At 53.1% G+C, this 17,802-nt stretch carries 15 protein-coding genes and 1 pseudogene; 5 read left to right on the top strand and 11 right to left on the bottom strand.

Annotation, left to right across the window (positions count from 1 at the left end):
• Positions 1-10 precede the first annotated feature (10 nt).
• From cheA to ACMV5H_RS14415, 6 genes are all read right to left on the bottom strand, one after another.
• The gene (gene cheA / locus ACMV5H_RS14390) at positions 11-1,978 is read right to left on the bottom strand and encodes a chemotaxis protein CheA (protein WP_059201118.1); all 1,968 of its coding nucleotides are present in this window, start codon (positions 1,976-1,978) and stop codon (positions 11-13) included.
• A gap of 4 nt (positions 1,979-1,982) precedes the next feature.
• Complete coding sequence (gene motB, locus ACMV5H_RS14395; RefSeq protein WP_021805723.1) at positions 1,983-3,059, bottom strand: flagellar motor protein MotB; 1,077 nt, start codon at positions 3,057-3,059, stop codon at positions 1,983-1,985.
• Positions 3,056-3,946, bottom strand: coding sequence for a flagellar motor stator protein MotA (gene motA, locus ACMV5H_RS14400; RefSeq protein ID WP_021180921.1), 891 nt, complete (start codon positions 3,944-3,946; stop codon positions 3,056-3,058). The genes motB and motA overlap by 4 nt, the downstream gene beginning before the upstream one ends.
• 144 nt (positions 3,947-4,090) lie before the next feature.
• On the bottom strand, positions 4,091-4,675 hold the full coding sequence (gene flhC, locus ACMV5H_RS14405; RefSeq protein WP_021180920.1) for a flagellar transcriptional regulator FlhC: 585 nt from the start codon (positions 4,673-4,675) through the stop codon (positions 4,091-4,093).
• Positions 4,675-5,025: a flagellar transcriptional regulator FlhD gene (flhD, locus tag ACMV5H_RS14410; protein ID WP_021805724.1), complete on the bottom strand. Its 351-nt coding sequence runs from the start codon at positions 5,023-5,025 to the stop codon at positions 4,675-4,677. Before flhD ends, flhC begins: the two co-directional genes overlap by 1 nt.
• A 983-nt stretch (positions 5,026-6,008) precedes the next feature.
• Positions 6,009-6,164 (bottom strand): hypothetical protein, encoded by a 156-nt coding sequence (locus tag ACMV5H_RS14415; RefSeq protein WP_414822016.1) that lies wholly within the window; start codon positions 6,162-6,164, stop codon positions 6,009-6,011.
• Between the two features lie 201 nt (positions 6,165-6,365).
• On the opposite strand from ACMV5H_RS14415, the gene ydgT reads away from it, so the two are divergent.
• The 3 genes from ydgT (at position 6,366) to ACMV5H_RS14430 (ending at position 8,611) form a co-directional block, all read left to right on the top strand.
• Positions 6,366-6,581, top strand: coding sequence for a transcription modulator YdgT (ydgT, locus tag ACMV5H_RS14420; protein WP_021180917.1), 216 nt, complete (start codon positions 6,366-6,368; stop codon positions 6,579-6,581).
• A 152-nt stretch (positions 6,582-6,733) separates the two neighbouring features.
• Entirely contained in the window at positions 6,734-7,144 is a 411-nt protein-coding gene (gene uspC / locus ACMV5H_RS14425; protein ID WP_021805726.1) for a universal stress protein UspC, read from the top strand.
• A gap of 435 nt (positions 7,145-7,579) precedes the next feature.
• Positions 7,580-8,611, top strand: coding sequence for an NADP-dependent oxidoreductase (locus ACMV5H_RS14430; RefSeq protein WP_414822017.1), 1,032 nt, complete (start codon positions 7,580-7,582; stop codon positions 8,609-8,611).
• Positions 8,612-8,666: 55 nt separating this feature from the next.
• Here the strand turns inward: ACMV5H_RS14430 and kynA are convergent, their stop codons facing one another.
• Positions 8,667-9,509: a tryptophan 2,3-dioxygenase gene (kynA, locus tag ACMV5H_RS14435; RefSeq protein WP_094983069.1), complete on the bottom strand. Its 843-nt coding sequence runs from the start codon at positions 9,507-9,509 to the stop codon at positions 8,667-8,669.
• Positions 9,510-9,688: 179 nt separating this feature from the next.
• Positions 9,689-10,456 carry a phytanoyl-CoA dioxygenase family protein gene (locus ACMV5H_RS14440; RefSeq protein ID WP_071681126.1) on the bottom strand — a complete coding sequence of 256 codons (768 nt, stop codon included), beginning with the start codon at positions 10,454-10,456 and terminating at the stop codon, positions 9,689-9,691.
• A gap of 245 nt (positions 10,457-10,701) precedes the next feature.
• On the opposite strand from ACMV5H_RS14440, the gene ACMV5H_RS14445 reads away from it, so the two are divergent.
• Complete coding sequence (locus ACMV5H_RS14445) at positions 10,702-11,529, top strand: helix-turn-helix transcriptional regulator (RefSeq protein ID WP_414822018.1); 828 nt, start codon at positions 10,702-10,704, stop codon at positions 11,527-11,529.
• Between the two features lie 102 nt (positions 11,530-11,631).
• Here ACMV5H_RS14445 and mgtA read toward each other — a convergent pair whose 3' ends face one another.
• The 3 genes from mgtA to ACMV5H_RS14460 all read right to left on the bottom strand — a co-directional run bounded on the left by mgtA (position 11,632) and on the right by ACMV5H_RS14460 (position 16,574).
• Complete coding sequence (gene mgtA, locus ACMV5H_RS14450; RefSeq protein WP_414822019.1) at positions 11,632-14,331, bottom strand: magnesium-translocating P-type ATPase; 2,700 nt, start codon at positions 14,329-14,331, stop codon at positions 11,632-11,634.
• 197 nt (positions 14,332-14,528) lie between these two features.
• Positions 14,529-15,227, bottom strand: coding sequence for an MgtC family protein (locus tag ACMV5H_RS14455; protein ID WP_021180910.1), 699 nt, complete (start codon positions 15,225-15,227; stop codon positions 14,529-14,531).
• Between the two features lie 474 nt (positions 15,228-15,701).
• The gene (locus ACMV5H_RS14460) at positions 15,702-16,574 is read right to left on the bottom strand and encodes a LysR substrate-binding domain-containing protein (RefSeq protein WP_179248870.1); all 873 of its coding nucleotides are present in this window, start codon (positions 16,572-16,574) and stop codon (positions 15,702-15,704) included.
• A 105-nt stretch (positions 16,575-16,679) separates the two neighbouring features.
• Between ACMV5H_RS14460 and ACMV5H_RS14465 the strand changes: the two are divergent.
• Positions 16,680-17,675, top strand: a pseudogene (locus tag ACMV5H_RS14465) (pyridoxal phosphate-dependent decarboxylase family protein); the annotation flags it as partial.
• Positions 17,676-17,802 lie beyond the last annotated feature (127 nt).

Here is a 17,802-nt window from a genome sequence, read left to right on the forward strand (position 1 = left end):
CGGTTAATAATTATGCGGCAGCGTCCGTCAGACGCTTTTCCCGGTTCAGCGTTTGCAGCGCCGAAACATCTACAATCAGCGCCACGCTGCCATCCCCCAGAATGGTGGCAGCCGAAATGCCCGGCACCTTGCGGTAATTGCTTTCCAGATTTTTCACCACCACCTGGTGCTGACCGATCAACTGATCGACCAGCAGCGCATAGCGGCGGCCTGCACTTTGCAAAATCACCACGATGCCCTGAGTGGCTTCGGTTTTGGCACCGTCAACCTCAAACACCCGATACAGCTCGACCAGAGGCAGATATTCGCCGCGTACCTGAAGCACACGCTCCCCACCGGCCAGCGGATGCAAATCCTCGGCCTGCGGTTGCAATGACTCCATCACGGCATTCAATGGCAGAATGAACACTTCCTCATTCACCTTGACCGACATGCCGTCAAGAATGGCCAGCGTCAGCGGCAGTAAAATGCGGATTGAGGTGCCCTTCCCAGCCTGGAAATGGATTTCGACATGGCCCCCCATCTCCTGAATATTTCGCTTCACCACGTCCATGCCCACTCCGCGCCCGGAGACGTCTGTCACCTGCTCGGCGGTGGAGAAACCCGGGGCAAAGATCAGCATGCCGACCTCTTCATCGCTCATGTTGTCACTCACCGCTAGCCCCTGCGAAGCAGCCTTGGCGAGAATTTTCTGGCGATTGAGACCGGCACCGTCATCGGTGACCTCAATGCAGATATTGCCGCCCTGATGTTCGGCGGACAGGATCAGACTACCGACTTCGGCCTTACCGGCGGCCAGGCGCGCAGCAGGTTCTTCAATACCGTGATCCAGGCTGTTACGCACCAGGTGCGTCAACGGATCGATAATGCGTTCAATCAGGCTCTTGTCCAGTTCGGTAGAGCTGCCGCGTAGCGTCAACTCCACCTGCTTGTCCAGCTTGCTGGCCAGATCGCGCACCAGACGCGGGAAGCGACTGAAAACGTACTCCATCGGCATCATGCGGATCGACATCACCGACTCTTGCAGGTCGCGAGCGTTACGCTCCAACTGGCTCATGCTGTTGAGCAGATCGCCGTGGTTGACCGGATCCAGGGAGCCGGAACGCTGGGCCAGCATCGACTGAGTGATCACCAATTCCCCCACCAGGTTGATCAGTTGATCGACCTTTTCTACCGCCACGCGAATACTGGTGGACTCGCTAGCCTTGGCTTTGGGCTTCGGCGCTTCAGCCACCGTGGCGGGCGCGGTAGGTGTGACAACGGCCACGGGTTCCGGCGTGCTGATCTTCTCCACGGCCTTCGGCGGCGTGGAAAAGGCAATCTGCTCCGGCTCCAGCACAAAGCACAGCACCGCGCTGATATCCTCCTCACTGGCAGAGGTCAGTAAAGTGACCTCCAGGCTGGTCTCGGTCTGCTGCGGGTTTTCCACCTCGCCGAGATTGCCCAACTCTTCCAGCATCAGCGGAATTTCATTCGGCTTCAGACCGCTCAGGCTGATCCGCATCCCGCCTTCAATTGCAGCCGGAGCAGCGGCATGAACTACCGGTGAGGTTACCGTTACCGCCGCCGCAGGAGCATCCTGCTGTTGCGCTTCCAAAGCCAACTGCCGCAACGCCTGACAAATATACTCAAAGCTCTCGCTATCAGGCTGTTGCGACGTTTTATAGGCGTCCAGTTGCTCCTGCATAATGTCTTTGGTTTCCAGAAACAGGTTGATAATTTCGGTGCTCAGGCTCATTTCCTGACGCCGGGCACCGTCCAGCAAATTCTCCAGCAGGTGGGTAGTTTCCTGCAGCACGCTAAAGCCGAAGGTAGCTGCCCCGCCCTTGATCGAATGGGCAGCGCGGAAAATCGCGTTCAGTGGTTCAATATCCGGGGCCAGCGGGTCCAGCTCCAACAGATGTTGCTCCATATCGGCCAGCAGCTCGTCTGCCTCATCAAAAAAGGTCTGATAAAAAGCGCTAATGTCCATGCTCACGGGGTCACCTCTGCTGTGAGTCGCTGTTAGTCGGTGAAGTGGCGGAAGGTGCCGCCGGAATAGCCGCTGTCGGCCCGGTGTCTGCGGCTTTCACCGCTGCCGGAGGTTGCTCTGGCGTGCCCTGCGTTGCCGGCAGTTCGGCGGTTGGAGCAGGCGGCGACGGTGGTAATTCCGGTGTCGCTATAGCCGGTGCCGTCGCCTGCGGAGCCAACTGCTTCAGGCCTTCTGGCTGATCGATTTCCGTAGCGCTGCTCTCCGCATTCTCGTGTTCTATCCCCTGCTGGGTTGCTTTGTTCAGCACCAGAATGGTGATCCGCCGGTTAACCGCATCATCACCGCCGTGCTGTTTCAGGTTCATGGTCGAGGCCATCCCAACCACCCGCAATACTTTGCCTTCGGCCAAACCACCGGCGATCAGTTCACGCCGCGAGGCATTGGCACGATCGGCGGACAGCTCCCAGTTGCTGTAATAGCGCTCACCGGTAGCATAAGGCAGATCGTCGGTATGGCCCGACAGGCTGATTTTGTTCGATAATCCATTGAGGATCGGCGCTATCCCGCGCAGGATATCGCGCATATAGCTTTCCACCTGTGCGCTGCCGGTCTTGAACATCGGCCGGTTCTGGCTATCGATAATTTGAATGCGCAATCCTTCGTCCATCATGTTGATCAGCAAATGCGGTCGCAGCGCTTTCAGGCGCGGGTCCGACTCAATCAGCTCATCGAGTTTCTCGCGCAGCTTGTTCAGGCGCAGCTCTTCTGCACGCTTTTCCGGTGAATCCATCTGCTTTTTGACCAACCCTTGCTGCTGGGTTGGATCGTCCCCACCGCCCGGGATTGGGCTACTTTCCGAGCTGCTCTTGTCGCCGCTGGTCAGCGCCACCTTCAGTGGGGTACGGAAATATTCGGCTATCTGCGTCAACTCCTGCGGGCTGGCAATCGCCAGCAGCCACATCACCAGAAAAAACGCCATCATCGCCGTCATAAAATCGGCATAGGCAATTTTCCAGGAGCCGCCGTGATGACCGGCATGATGGGCTTTGCGTTTTCTGACCAGAATAACCGGGTGATTCTGTTTCATGCGTCCTGCTCTTCCGTCGCCTGCTGTGCCGGGGCTTTCACCTTACGCACATGCTCTTCCAACTCAATGAAGGAAGGGCGCTCCGTGGTGTACAACGTTTTACGGCCAAACTCGACCGCGATCTGTGGGGCATAACCATTCAAACTCGACAGCAAGGTGACCTTGATGCACTGCATCATCTTGGTGGTTTCAGCACTCTTCTGGCGCAGTAAAGTAGCCAGCGGGGAGATGAACCCATAGGCCAACAGAATGCCGAGGAAAGTGCCCACCATCGCATTGGCGATCAGTGCCCCCAATTCCGCCGCTGGCCGGTCAGCCGAAGCAAGTGCGTGCACTACCCCCATCACGGCAGCCACGATGCCGAAAGCCGGCAACGAATCGCCGACCATCGCCAGGCTCCCTGCGGGTACCTCGCTTTCCTGTTCGAAGGTTTCAATCTCTTCATCCATCAACGCTTCGATCTCAAAGGCGTTCATATTGCCGCTCACCATGAGTCGCAAATAGTCGGTAATAAATTCCACCAAGTGGTTATCGGCAAGAATGCGCGGATAATTAGAGAAAATTTCGCTTTCCTGCGGATTATCGATATCAAACTCAAGCGACAACATGCCTTGCTGGCGGGATTTAGCCATCAGCCGATACAGCAGCGCCATCAGATCCATATACAGTTCTTTGTTGTATTTTGAGCGGCGCATCAGCTTGGGAAGAGCGCGTAGCGTGGATTTGATCGCTTTACCGTTGTTGCCGACGATAAAGGCTCCCACACCAGCCCCCCCGATGATCAAAAATTCGGCAGGCTGATAGAGTGCGCCGAGGTGCCCCCCGACAATCATATAGCCGCCAAACACGGTTCCCAGAACCACGAGATAACCCAAAATAACTAGCACACGTATTCCTTAAATTCACAATATGGGTGGAAGGTGAGTCAGCGCGGGTGAAATTAGGCAACAGCGCGTGTCGCCCAGAGAGCCCGGAGTACCGAGCCCTTGAGTTTCACCAGTCTGTGTTGCTGTATAAGCCTGCAAGCAGGCTCAGACTGCGCGTTTAACCTGCTCTTCCAGCAGTTGTGGAATAATATCGGCCAGTTGCGGCGAAAGTTTACGTCTTTTTACTGCGCGGGATGGGGGTTGGCATAAACTGCAGACAAAACTATTAAGCGGCTGGTGCGCATGGGTGATAAAAGCCCCACCACAGCAGCTGCAGGCGGATAGCTGCAACATACCGCTGTCGACAAAACGCACCAGCGTCCAGGCTCGTGTCAGCGCCAGCAACGGGGGTTCGCCTGGCTGCTGCGGACACTGTTCCAAATACAGTCGATAGGCTTTGACCACGGCTTCAACCCCGTGGCACTGACCGCATTTGAGCAGGAACTGATAGGCATTGAAAAACATCGACGAGTGGATGTTTTGCTCCCAGGTCATGAACCAGTCGGTCGAGAATGGCAGCATCCCTTTGGGCGGCGGACTGCCGCGTAATTCTTTATACAGTTTGATCAATCGCCCACGGCTAAGCTGCGTTTCGCTCTCCAACATCTGCAAGCGCGCGCCCAGCGTGATCAGTTCCATGGCGAGTTGAATGTCCTTGGCTTCCTGAACAATACTTTTCTCACTCATCATCAGGCTCTTTTCTTCGTCACACAACCGCCTTTACCCGATAGTTCTTGGAGTAAATGGCTCGATAGCAAAATGCCGGTGTGGATCTGTTGCAGATCGTCCACGCGGGATTCTTTCGTCAGGCGCTCGATAGTATTGTGATCGTTGAAACGGAAGTGGCAAACCAACTGATTAGTTTCTGCCAGTTTCACCATTTGTGGCAACGTGAGTTGCGACAGCGCATCCGCCATCGAGTTATCAATACCCAGACGGAACATTGCTGACGCTTTTTCATCGTTAATCAGACGCTGTGCCAGAAGCAAATATGACAAATTAATGTCATAAATATGTTTAAGTAGTTCAGACGTACCCATATTCCCATCCCGACAGACTATGTTTAAAAACATATGCTGGGTGATAAATTATCGCCCATGACCTGGGTTCATTCCCAAAGTTGGCAAACAAATCCCTGTACGCCAGCCGCGATAACTGCGCGACTATACACATTTCGGGTTGTTACTCAGTATTGGATATACATGTAAATACATGTATGGATATACAGCATCCTGCTTCAAAAGTGTGTTTTTCGTAAGACTATTTTTACAAAAATAATAAGATTAATCTTAATAACAGCGCAACTCTACCCCCGATCACTTAGCCCACACAACGTAAGCGACACGCTATTTTAAAAACAATGTGACACAGCTCACAAAAATAAAAAATATCAAGCTTGAAAAGGCCAAAATCCGACCAATTATTAGCCACCAAGCTGTGCAATAAACACGCTAAAGTAAGAAAAGGTCTTAAAAACCAGCTTTTATAGCCCAAAAATACGCTTTTTTAGATCAATTCGAACAAAAGCTTAACTAAAGCCAAATCACAGAGAAAAAATCTGCCACCCCGCCACTAGCGTAGTTTAAAATTCTGATTGTCATTTAAAAGCAGTTCCTTACGAATAACATCACCCGCTAAAACCACCCCCGACTGAAAAGTAAGATTTAACTTGTGTCGCTGTTTCAATTTTCGACAGGGCAACTCCTGCGGTTAAAGGGGCAGTATTATGGGTTGAACAAGTTAGCAGAAGTAACAATGTGTTTCGTCGCGATAGGGGCAACCAGGGGTAAGTCAGAAAAGATAATGTCAACTAGCATTGGTCGATCAGGAAAGTAGCAAATTGATTTTTACTTAGCATTTTAATTATTACTCAAGCCTCTCCCCGAACGATGATATGGAAAATTCCTAACGCTGCCTAACGTCAACCTGAACAAGCATTAAATCAAGCTTGCTTTATTGTCCAGCCACTTTTCAGCACCAACTGAATTATGTTTTGGCCTTACGCTTCTTCACAAAAATTTTTTCACTCGCCCAATGATAATACATCGGGTATCCACCAGCCAAAACCACTGCCGTTATCATTTTCTTTGCCATGGGCAAAGAAACGCAGCGCTTTGCTGACAAACTCCCCCAGAGCCAATAAGGTAAGATTCCCCCTAATTGACAGTTTATCTGTCAAGATACATTGCCCAGATGCTCGGCACATATTATCATTCGATGGTGCCTCTCCCCACTAACCGGGGTATTTTGGCTAAGCGTGTTCCATTTACTCACTTTTCTTTTATTTTGCCTGGCGACATCTCTTCACTTGTGGCGATTTCTGCGAATATGTGAGATTTTTCTTTCCGCTTTAATACTATTAATAGGCTATGTTTTAACTATGACAAGTACCATCGATTACCTGATGACGTTTCGCAAATGTTCCAGCCTGGACAGTCTGGAAAAAGTCTACGACAAGCTGAATTACTCACTGACGGATGACAATGAAATGAGCAACATGTACCGTGCTGCGGATCATCGCCGTGCGGAACTGGTCTCTGGCAAACTGTTCGATCTGGGCAAAGTGCCAAAGTCACTCTGGGCACAGGTGCTTTAATCACCCAGACAGTGATGCGCGCATCTTTTTATCTTTTATGGCGGAATTTTTTCCTTGCCCTGGGGTTTGGCGTTGCGCGTGATACATACCACATTTCTTGCGCAGGCATTGCTCTACCCTTTAAGCACACATTCAGGCAGCGGGAGTAGAACATGGGATATCACAACGTTCTGGTTACGGTGGCCGTCGCAGCGGACAGCCACCGGCTGGTAGAGAAAGCCGTCTCGATCGTGCGTCCCTGCGATGGGAAAATCACGCTAGTCAGCATCATTGCCAATGCCGAGATTTTCCCCGCCCCCATGCTGGGTGACCTGCGTGCGCTGATGGAGGAAGAGACGCTGCTGTTTATGGAAGAACTGTGCCTACGGGCAAACTATCCCAATATCGCTACGCGGATCATCCACGGCGAGTTGGGCGACTGTCTGACCTACGCCAACCAGAAGCAACCCTTTGATCTGGTCATCTGTGGCAACCATAGCGATAGCATGATGAATAAAGTGGCCTGCTCCGCCGCGCGCTTTATCAATACCAGCAGCATTGACGTGCTGATCGTTCCGCTATAACGCACAGTTATCACCTCCCGTTGGCTATTCAGGTGGGCCTCTTTTTTCTTCTAACGAATTAAATGGATCGTAAGCAATACTGGCTCGCCAATGAAGCATCGTTTATTCTACAAATCGCCCTTAATATCATCATCAGTATCAATATATGAGATCGGAATTATCGCACTTCTATCAATATACCCAATATCAAATATCACTATTACCTATGGTTGACAATCAGATTTCGACTGTTATTTTTCATCACGATATAAGAAAGTGGTCAACGAACATTCCGCCACTGCAGCTATTACGCAATATTTTTCAACAAGGTTCCCGCTACGCTTTTTACGTTATCGCATAAGTGCGCACATAACGCTATTTTCCACTGCGACAGATTCACTAGACTAGCCACTACCTGAACGCCTTTCGTTCAACACCGTCGCCAAGGAGTCATCGATGTCTCAGCAAGCGCATAACCGCCGTTTTGTTTTAGCTTCACGCCCACACGGGGAACCGCAGGCAAACAATTTCCGCCTGGAAACCAGCCCCATCACACAGCCCGCCGCCGGGCAGTTGTTGCTGCGCACGGTTTACCTTTCATTAGATCCCTATATGCGTGGCCGTATGAGCGATGCGCCCTCTTACGCCCCCCCGGTACAGATAGGCGAAGTGATGGTCGGCGGCACCGTATCCCGCGTGCAGGCTTCACAACATCCAGACTTTAACGTTGGGGATTGGGTGCTAGGTTACGACGGATGGCAAAGCCATGCGCTGTCGGACGGCAGCGGCCTGCGTAATCTGGGGGCCAAACTGGATCACCCTTCCCGGTTGCTTGGCGTATTAGGTATGCCTGGTTTTACCGCCTATATGGGGCTGTTGGATATCGGCCAGCCACAGGCGGGCGAAACCTTGGTGGTCGCAGCAGCCAGCGGAGCAGTAGGTTCCGTGGTAGGTCAGATTGGCAAGCTGAAAGGATGCCGCGTGGTGGGTGTGGCGGGTGGCGCAGAGAAATGCCGCTATGTGGTGGAAGAACTGGGATTTGATGCCTGTATCGATCACCGCTCGGCCGACTTTGCGGCCCAACTGGCAGCAGCCTGCCCCCAGGGCATCGATATTTACTATGAAAACGTCGGCGGCGCAGTATTCGATGCGGTTATTCCTTTGCTCAATACCAAGGCACGTATCCCCGTCTGCGGCATTATCGCCCACTACAGCGCGACCGAGTTACCGCCTGGCCCAGATCGCTTGCCGTTGTTACAAGGCCTGATCCTGCGCAAGCGCATCAAGATGCAGGGTTTTATCATCTTCGATGATTACGCAGAAAGCTTCGGCGAGTTTCTACAACAGATGGGGGAATGGGTCAGCCAGGGCAAGATCAAATTCCGCGAGGACGTAGTCGACGGGTTAGAAAATGCCCCTCAGGCCTTTTTCGGTCTGCTAAAAGGGAAAAACTTCGGCAAACTGATAATCCGCGTCGCCGAGGAGTGATCCTCTGTTCAGGGCGCTATGCGCCCTGATACTGCTTCAAACCTAGACAAAGCAGTCAAGCGCCAATCTCGGTGCGTACGTCTAACAGTTCCGGGAAAAAGGTCAACTCTAACGCCTTCTTCAAGAAGCTGACGCCGCTGGAGCCGCCGGTTCCCGATTTAAAACCAATGATCCGCTCGACCGTTTTCATATGGCGAAAACGCCATAGATGAAAGCTTTCCTCAATATCCACCAGCTTCTCGGCCATTTCGTAGGCCGCCCAGTAGGTTTGCGGATTATCGTAAATCAGTTTAAACACCGGTAATAGCTCTGGATTGCGCTGGTAAGGCTGGGTCCAGTCTCGTTCAATGCATGCCTTAGGTACCGCAAGACCGTGGCGGGAAAGATAGCGGAGGAATTCGTCATACAGGCTCGGGGCTTCGAGGATCGCTTTCAACGCGGCATGCTTTGGCACATCGTCGCTGAAGACGGCCAGCATGGCAGCATTTTTGTTACCCAACAAAAACTCGATCGAACGATATTGATGAGATTGGAAACCTGAAGAGTTGCCCAGCACGCCACGGAACTCCACATATTCCGATGGAGTCAGCGTTTCCAGCACCGCCCATTGCTCAAACAGTAAACGCTGGATCTGCTTCACCCTGGCCAGGATCTTGAAGCAGTGGCTGAGCTTATCCTGCTGCACCAGAGTCCTCGCCGCCTGCAGTTCGTGCAGCATCAGTTTCATCCACAGTTCCGAAGTCTGATGTTGCACCACAAACAGCATCTCATCATGATGTTGCGGGTTGGAAAGTGGCTGCTGGCAATCCAGTAGTCGATCCAGGCACAGGTAATCACCATAGCTCATGCGCTTGGAAAAATCGGTAACGATGGCGCTTTCTAGTTCCCGCTGATTCATATTCTCTCTCCGTGTCGCTCACGCCTTTGGCAAACGTGACGCGCGTTGCTAGTTCGCAAGTGAAGAGAAGACAATAGTCGATTACGGCAACATTAACGTAACAATTAACGAGAGCTGCCTCGCAGATCCGGTGCTGACATCGGATTTAACGGGCGCTGCAGCGCCCCTACTCCGGATACTCAAAGCACATCCAGCAGCCATTTTTGCGCCGGGGTCAGTCGGCTGGCCGTTTCTTCCTTCAGCCAGCGGCGCTGGTCCTGCTGGGCGGTATCTGCACGGTCGATATAGAGTGCGTGTAATACCCGCCGCCGGGTGCCGATCCTGTTCTGAGTCCCTCCATGCCAGGTGTGCGCGTTATAGATCATCACGCTCCCGGCCGGGGCCGCAAAAACAACTTCATCAGGATGTGCTAAATCAGGATCGGCCAACACCTCTTCCGGCAGTTCCGGCCGCAGATGCGTTCCGGCGATGATCCGCGGCGCGCCATTTTCCGCACTAAGGTCGTCAATCGCCCATATCGCATTGACCAGGTGTACTTTGGGAAAATCAGGGCGCGGCTTTTTCCAGTCGGCATGCAAAGGCTGATGGCCGCCGCCGTGCAAGGCTTCGCGGGCATTGAGGCTAGAGACCTTGAACTCACCCTTGAAAATATAGCGGCAGGCAGACAGGATCAGCGGGTGCGACCACACCTTTTCCCACACCACACCTTTATTTACCATGTTGGCAATGCGCGTTGCCGTCGCTTCCTGATGGTGCTCAATGGCCAGGTTATCCCCTTCTTTCTCCACCAGCTCATCAATAAGATTGCGCATCGCCACCAGCCAGTCAGGATCGGCCACGTTGTGCACCACGGTATACCCTAACGTATCAAGCTCCTGCTTCATCTGTGCCGTTAACTCGATGCTGGCTCCTAAAGCCTCCAGGTATATCTCGGATTGACGTTGCATCATGATTTCTCCATTTACTTTTTGATAACATAACGGCAAATTTACTGGAAGCCTGGGCCAAAAACAGGGGGCTTTTACTACGAAATACTGGACACAGATGTACGCCAGCCCAAAATGTGACCTGGGTCATCATTGTGCAAAAGTCCCTTAAATGCCGGGAAATATCACCTTAATTGCACTGCCCACCTGGGTTTACCATCATTCTTAAATGCATCGTTAACCGCCGAAGCGCACTGGAGATCGCGATGTCTGAAACGCTAGTTACCCTGCTTGAACAGCTGATTGCCCATCAGAATGCGATCCAGGTAAGGTTTCCTGAACCCACTTTTCCCGCTCCGCCCTTGGCCTTCTGCGTGCCTTTTCCGCAGCTTGAGATAGTGCTAGATGGGGAAGTTGAAGATCAGTGTCTACCTTTGGCCAATAACACGCTCTCCAGCTATCAGGTGCTTTATGTCCCCGCGGGCAAATGGAGTTTTCCGCAATGGACCCGGCCAGCCACCACGCTGAGTATCTTGTTCAGTAAGCAAAAGCTGGGTTTCAGCCTGCAAAGATGGGACGGGCAAGCGCTGTGTGAAACGCAAAAACAGCACGTTGCGCGGCGTGGGCCCAGAGTCGGCTCATACCTGCTACTGGCGATGAATGAGGTGTTGCTGCAACCTGATGCATTGACCTCGCAGCTGATCTTTACCGGATTGGTCAGCCACTGCCTGGAACAGCTCGCAGGCCAGGGGCAAACCGTCAGTAAAAGCCAGGAGCTGCTGCTGGCCATACAGGACTACCTCGATGACCACGCCGGGCTGCCGCTAACACGGGAAGGCGTTGCCAAACGATTTCATATTACCCCTAACTACCTGTCCCACCTGTTTCAAAAGTCTGGCCCTGTCGGTTTCAATGAGTACATCACCGCGGTGCGCCTCGAGCGGGCGAAAAATCTATTGCGTGGCTATGATCTGAAGATCAAAGAGATCGCGCATAGCTGTGGGTTCGACGACAGTAACTATTTTTGCCGGATATTCAAAAAGCATACCGATCGCTCCCCCTCTGAATATCGCAGACATTGCCGCAGCCTGTAGCAATATTGCTGATTGGCGTAGGGGGACGCATGATGCGCCCCCCTTTAAGAAACAGGCCGATTGAGGTTTATCACCAGGCATTACGCCCGGCAAAAATGTAGATTAGAACCACTTGCCAAAGCGGCGGATGTAGAAACGCTTCATCAATTGCGCCACCACACAGTAGCTGACCAGCGTGGCCACCAGCCAAGGGAAATACTCCCACGGCAGCGGTTGCAACCCGACCCATGCCCCGAGCGGCGAGAACGGAATATAGATACCGAGTGCCATAATAATCCCGGTGGTCAACAACACCGGCAGCGCCGCCGTACTCTGAATAAACGGGATCTTCTGGGTACGCAGCATATGCACTACCAGTGTCTGAGACAGCAACCCTTCAATAAACCAGCCGGACTGGAACAGCGCCTGATGTTCTACACTATTGGCGGCAAACACAAACCACATCAACGCATAGGTCGTGATGTCGAAAATCGACGACGTCGGCCCAATCCACAGCATAAAGCGACCAATATTCTTGGCGTCCCACTTGCGGGGTTTACGCAGGAATTCTTTGTCCATCTTGTCCCACGGCAGGGAAAGCTGGGAGATATCGTACATCAGGTTCTGTAACAGCAAGTGGATCGCCAGCATCGGCAGGAACGGGATAAACGCACTGGCCACCAGCACCGAGAACACGTTGCCGAAGTTGGAGCTGGCGGTCATGTTCAGATACTTGATGATATTACCGAAGGTTTCACGCCCTTTGATCACCCCCTCTTCCAGCACCATCAGGTTCTTTTCCAACAGGATGATATCGGCGGATTCCTTGGCGATGTCGGTACCGGTATCGACAGAAATGCCCACGTCGGCATCGCGTAACGCCGGGGCGTCGTTAATACCATCCCCCAGGAAGCCCACGGTGTGGCCATTAGCCTGCAACATTTTCAGCACGCGTGATTTTTGCAGCGGCGTCAGCTTGGTGAATACCGTACGCTGCTCAACCTCACGCATCAGATGGGCATCGTCCATCTGTTCAATCTCCAGGCCGGAGAGTGGCGTTCCCGGTTCCAGCCCAACGTCACGGCAGATTTTACAGGTGATTACCGGGTTGTCGCCGGTCAGCACTTTCACCGCCACGCCATTTTCCTGCAGGGCAGCAATCGCTTCACGAGCGCTCTCTTTTGGCGGATCGAGGAAGGTCAGCAGGCCTTCGATCACCAAGTCACGTTCATCCACAATGCTCAGTGGCAGAGTGCAACCTTCCAGACCCAAATCTCGCGTTGCCAGTACCAGCACGCGGAAACCATCTTCATTATACTGGCAGGCCAACGCCTGCAAATCGGCACGGCGGGCCTCGTCAAGCGCCAACACCTGCTGCCCGACACGGACGTGAGTGGCAATCTCCAGCATCTCTTCAACGGCACCTTTGCAAATCAGCAGTTGGCGCTGTTGTTCATCCTGTACCACTATCGACAAGCGACGACGTATAAAATCAAACGGCAGCTCATCAACCTTGCTGTAGCGCCCCAACGCCTCTACGCCCGGCTGACCCTGGCCAAACCGGATCACTGCCTGATCCATCAGGTTTTTCATACCGCTCTGATGGAAGCTGTTCAACCAGGCTAAATGCAGCACGTGGTTATCTTTGCTGCCATTCACATCCAGATGGTGTTCCAGAATGATGCGATCCTGCGTCAGGGTGCCGGTTTTATCGGTACAGAGCACGTCCATCGCGCCAAAGTTCTGGATCGCATTCAGCCGTTTGACCACCACCTTGCGGCGCGCCATGGCAATTGCGCCCTTCGCCAGGTTGGAGCTGACGATCATCGGCAGCATTTCCGGCGTCAGCCCCACGGCGACCGCCAAGGCAAACAGGGCCGCTTCCGTCCAGTCTCCTTTGGTAAAACCGTTAATCAGCAAGACGATCGGCACCATCACCAACATAAAGCGGATCAACAGCCAGCTAACGCTGTTGACTCCACGGTCAAAGGCCGTTTGCGAACGGGTACCGACGATCGACTTCGCCAGGGAGCCAAAGTAGGTGCGGCCACCGGTCGCGACCACCACCGCCGTCGCCGTTCCGCTGGCCACGTTGGTGCCCATCAGGCAGATATTGGCCAACTCCAGCAGTTCGCTTTCGCTGGAGGCATCGATCTCGCTCGACTTTTCGCTCACGCCAGCCAAGGCATCGTATTTTTCGATCGGAATAGCTTCGCCGGTCAAAATGGCCTGGCTGATAAACAGATCGCGTGAGCTGAGCAAGCGGAGGTCCGCGGGTACCATGTCCCCGGCAGAGAGCTGAATAATATCGCCTGGAACCAACTCACGAATGGGAATTTCCACCGCTAATGCCTGGGTGCTAAAATTACTACGGCGTAACACCGTTGCCGTGGTACGCACCATCGATTTGAGTGATTCGGCCGCTTTATTGGTGCGGTATTCCTGCCAGAAGCGCAGCAACCCACTCAACGTAACCATAATCAGGATAATGATGACGCCGGTAAGATCAGTTTCTTCACCGTTTTGCATGGGCAACCAGTAATCGGTAAAGAAACTGATCCCTGCCAACACCATCAACACAAAGATAAACGGGTTGTTAAACGCGCTGACTAACTGCACCAGCGCATGCGGTGCCTTCTCATGAGCAACCTGATTGCTACCAAAATACTGCAAACGCTCCTGGGCATCTTCCTGAGTTAATCCAATGCGGTTACAGTTTAAATTAGCCAACGTTTGATCGAGGCTGTTCTTTGCCTCGAGAGCAATGGCATACGGCTCGCGCTGTTTATCACGGCGGCGGCTATTTTCTTTAATATGGGTCATGATGCTATTCTCTTTTTTTACTTTGCACACAGGGTTACCCCGCCCGTAATAACGGGTGAACATGCACAAAGTGGAATTTACTTTGTTGGCGTTGCTAAAGTAACGCTAATTTCCTTAACTACGCAGTAGTAATAAAGTATCTGGGGTGAGTTTGCATAACACCTCCTTATCACCCTATTGGTGAAGGTTATTTATCGTTAAACGGGTAATTCTGACGCCACGCGCCAATGCACGGCACTCACGCTGCGTTCTAAACTAATACGGCAGACAATGCCCTCAATCTCTTTTTGCGCGGCCGGATTAGCCACAATTTCCGCACAGACTTCCAACTGACCAGGAATGGCAATATCGGCGCTACGCAGCGATTGCAAACGTAATGCCACGCCGTTCAATGCCTGTAGGATCAGGGTACGAACCAGGATTTCATCCTGCTCCCCACAGGTGACCTGGACGCGATAACGCAGCTCCAGATCCACCGCCTGTTGCTGGGGTTGCAGATTAATACGCTGCGCCGCTTCACGCAGCAGGATATTGGCACACAGGATCACCAGGGTGGCGCAGACGGCTTCCCAATGCTGCCCCAGGCCACATAACACGCCGATGGCAGCAGAGCACCACAAGGTGGCCGCCGTGTTCAGGCCGCGGATATTCAGCCCTTCCCGCATAATTACACCGGCACCGAGAAAACCGATACCGGAAACGATCTGCGCCGCAATACGCCCCGCGCTGGAAGGTTCGGTGTCAAAAGAGCTCAGGATAAACACTGCGGCTCCGGTCGCAACCAAAGAATTGGTACGCAAACCCGCCATACGCTGACGCCATTGACGCTCGGCACCAATAACAGCACCCAGGCCCATTGCCAGGAATAAATTCAGGATAAAAGGAGTCATAGCCATGATCTTCCCCTTAATTAATCATTGAGGTTGAATCATGTGCTGTTAAGCACACGCGAAATCGCGCCGATAATTAATCAGCGGGTCAGCGTTTGAGTGCCTGGAGGGAAAAGGCCGTGGTGATGGTTAAATACCATAATCATATCCGAATCAATACGCCCAATGCGCAAGCGCCTCGGGGACAACAATCATGTTCGGGTTTGCACAGCTCGGAATAACTAGAGAGGGGTGCTGCCCGCCGTGTTCGGCAAGCAACAAATCACAGGAGATTGGTCAACTTGCCTTTATTATTTCGCTACTACTGCAACTGTCCAATTGGTTTTCTCCACGGTAATTTTGGCTGGAGTATAGTGACATGAGGTTGTGAAGTAAAGGTTATATTATTAAACGAAGACTAAACCGAATATTCCCCTTATTTAATGACTGTTATAGGAACAATAATATAAGAACGCTAATCGGGCGCCGCAATGCGGCCCCCTACGCTACGAGGCGCTGTTGTAACCAGTTCAGTAACGCTGCCACCTCAGGCGTTAAACCAGCGGCTTGTGGCCACACCAGATAGACATCGCTATCGTTCAAATGCAGCGCAGCCGACAATGGCACCAAGCGCCCTGCTGCAATCGCATCCTTCGCCAACACGGCCTTCACCAGCGCAATACCAAACCCCTGCTCGGCTGCGCGCAGCAGTAACCCTGCATCGTTGAACAGCGCCAACTGTTGTCCACCGCCAATTCTCCCTACGGCGCTAAACCAGCTATGCCAGGGTGTGACGTCATGCTCAAGCAAGGGGGTGTGTGGATCTCCAGCATCAAATGCCTCCTGCCATTGCCTGGCCAGCTCCGGGGCCGCTACCGGCAGCACTACTCCTGAGGCGATACGCTGAGCCTGAACGCCTGGCCATTGGCCATCACCAATGCGGATCGCGGCATCGAATCCTTTACGGCCGAGATCCTGAATCGCCAGCGAGGCGTCAATATCCAATCGGATCCCAGGGCAATCACGATGAAACTCCGCCAATCTGGGCAACAACCAGTAATGCGCAAAGGAAGGCAGTACGCTGATGCGCAACATCTGGCTTTCCGCTATCCGCCTGGCCCGGTCAACGCCCTGTTGCAAAGCGAGTAAGGCAGGCTCAGCTGCTGCCAGCAGTTCGCGCCCCGCAGCATTTAGCCGTACCCCACGCCCGGAGCGGTCAAAGAGTGGATAGCCAATAGCCTGTTCAAGCTGCTGAATTTGTTGGCTAACGGCTCCATGAGTCAGGCTGACGCGTTGCGCCGTGGCACGCAAATTCTCCAACCGGGCAGCGATCACAAAGGTTGGCAAAATATGCAGAGGAAGACGCTCAATCATTACTGGTTAGCCTTACTATCCAAAAGGGTCATTTTTTATCGATATTAGCACTAATCAGGATCGCCTATAGTGCAAACATATTCACCCCGAACCCAAGGCATGACCATGCACCCACGTTTGCAGCAGGATCTCGACGATTTACCCCGCATACTTGACCATACCAACCAATTGGCGCAGGGCTTCCTTGCCAGTTTAAACCAGCGCCCGGTATGCCCGCCGTTGGCCGAACAACAGTTGCAAACCGGTGACGATCGGCTGGCCGAAGAGGGTTGCGGGGCGCTAGTGGCATTAGAAGAGTTTTGGCAGCGCTATGAGGCTGGCCTTTCCGGCAGTGCCGGGCCGCGTTACTTTGGCTTTGTCACTGGCGGTAGCACGCCTGCGGCGCTGGCTGCCGACTGGTTGGTTAGCACTGCCGACCAGAATAGCCAACTGAGCCATGATACCGTGGCGGCCGCGATCGAGCTGGCAACGATTGAGCAATTGAAAACCCTGCTGCAACTGCCCGCCGACTTCAGCGGTAGCTTTGTCAGCGGTGCCACCATGGCCAACTTCACCGGGATTGCCATCGGCCGCCAGTGGCTAGGGCAGCAGCGTGGGATCGATGTGGCACAGTTTGGCTTGGCCGCCTTGGGGGCGATTCAGGTCCTTTCTGCCAATGCGCATGCCAGCAGCGTGAAAGCGCTCAGCATGCTCGGTATTGGGCGTGATGCTTTAAAGTCTATTGCCAGCCAGGCTGATTGCGAAGCTATTGATATCGACGCGCTGGAGCATCATCTTGCCGCCACGCCAGATATCCCAACGATAGTGCTCGCCAGCGCAGGTACGGTAAACACCGGCGTTTTCGACGATCTGCCCCGCCTGCTGGCACTGCGTGCACGCTATCCCTTCTGGCTGCATGTTGATGCCGCCTTTGGTGGGATCGCGGCCTGTTCTCCCCGCTTGGCCCATCTGCTGAACGGTTGGCACCAGGCGGACTCAATCACCGTAGATGCCCATAAATGGCTGAATGTCCCTTATGACAGCGCCATTCAATTTACCCGTCATCTGGCATTGCAGATGCAGGTTTTCCAGAATCACTCGTCCTATCTGGAGGCCCCCACGTGAACTGAACCCCAAATGTTGGACAAACATCTGACATTTGGAGGTACAGTTCTGATGAAGTATTCACTTCAGTTCAAACTTGACGTTGTCCGGTACTATCTTGCCGGACTCGGCGGTCAAAAACAGA

This window comes from Serratia sp. N21D137, from assembly GCF_047530005.1.
In the GTDB taxonomy this organism is placed as follows: domain Bacteria; phylum Pseudomonadota; class Gammaproteobacteria; order Enterobacterales; family Enterobacteriaceae; genus Chania; species Chania fonticola_B.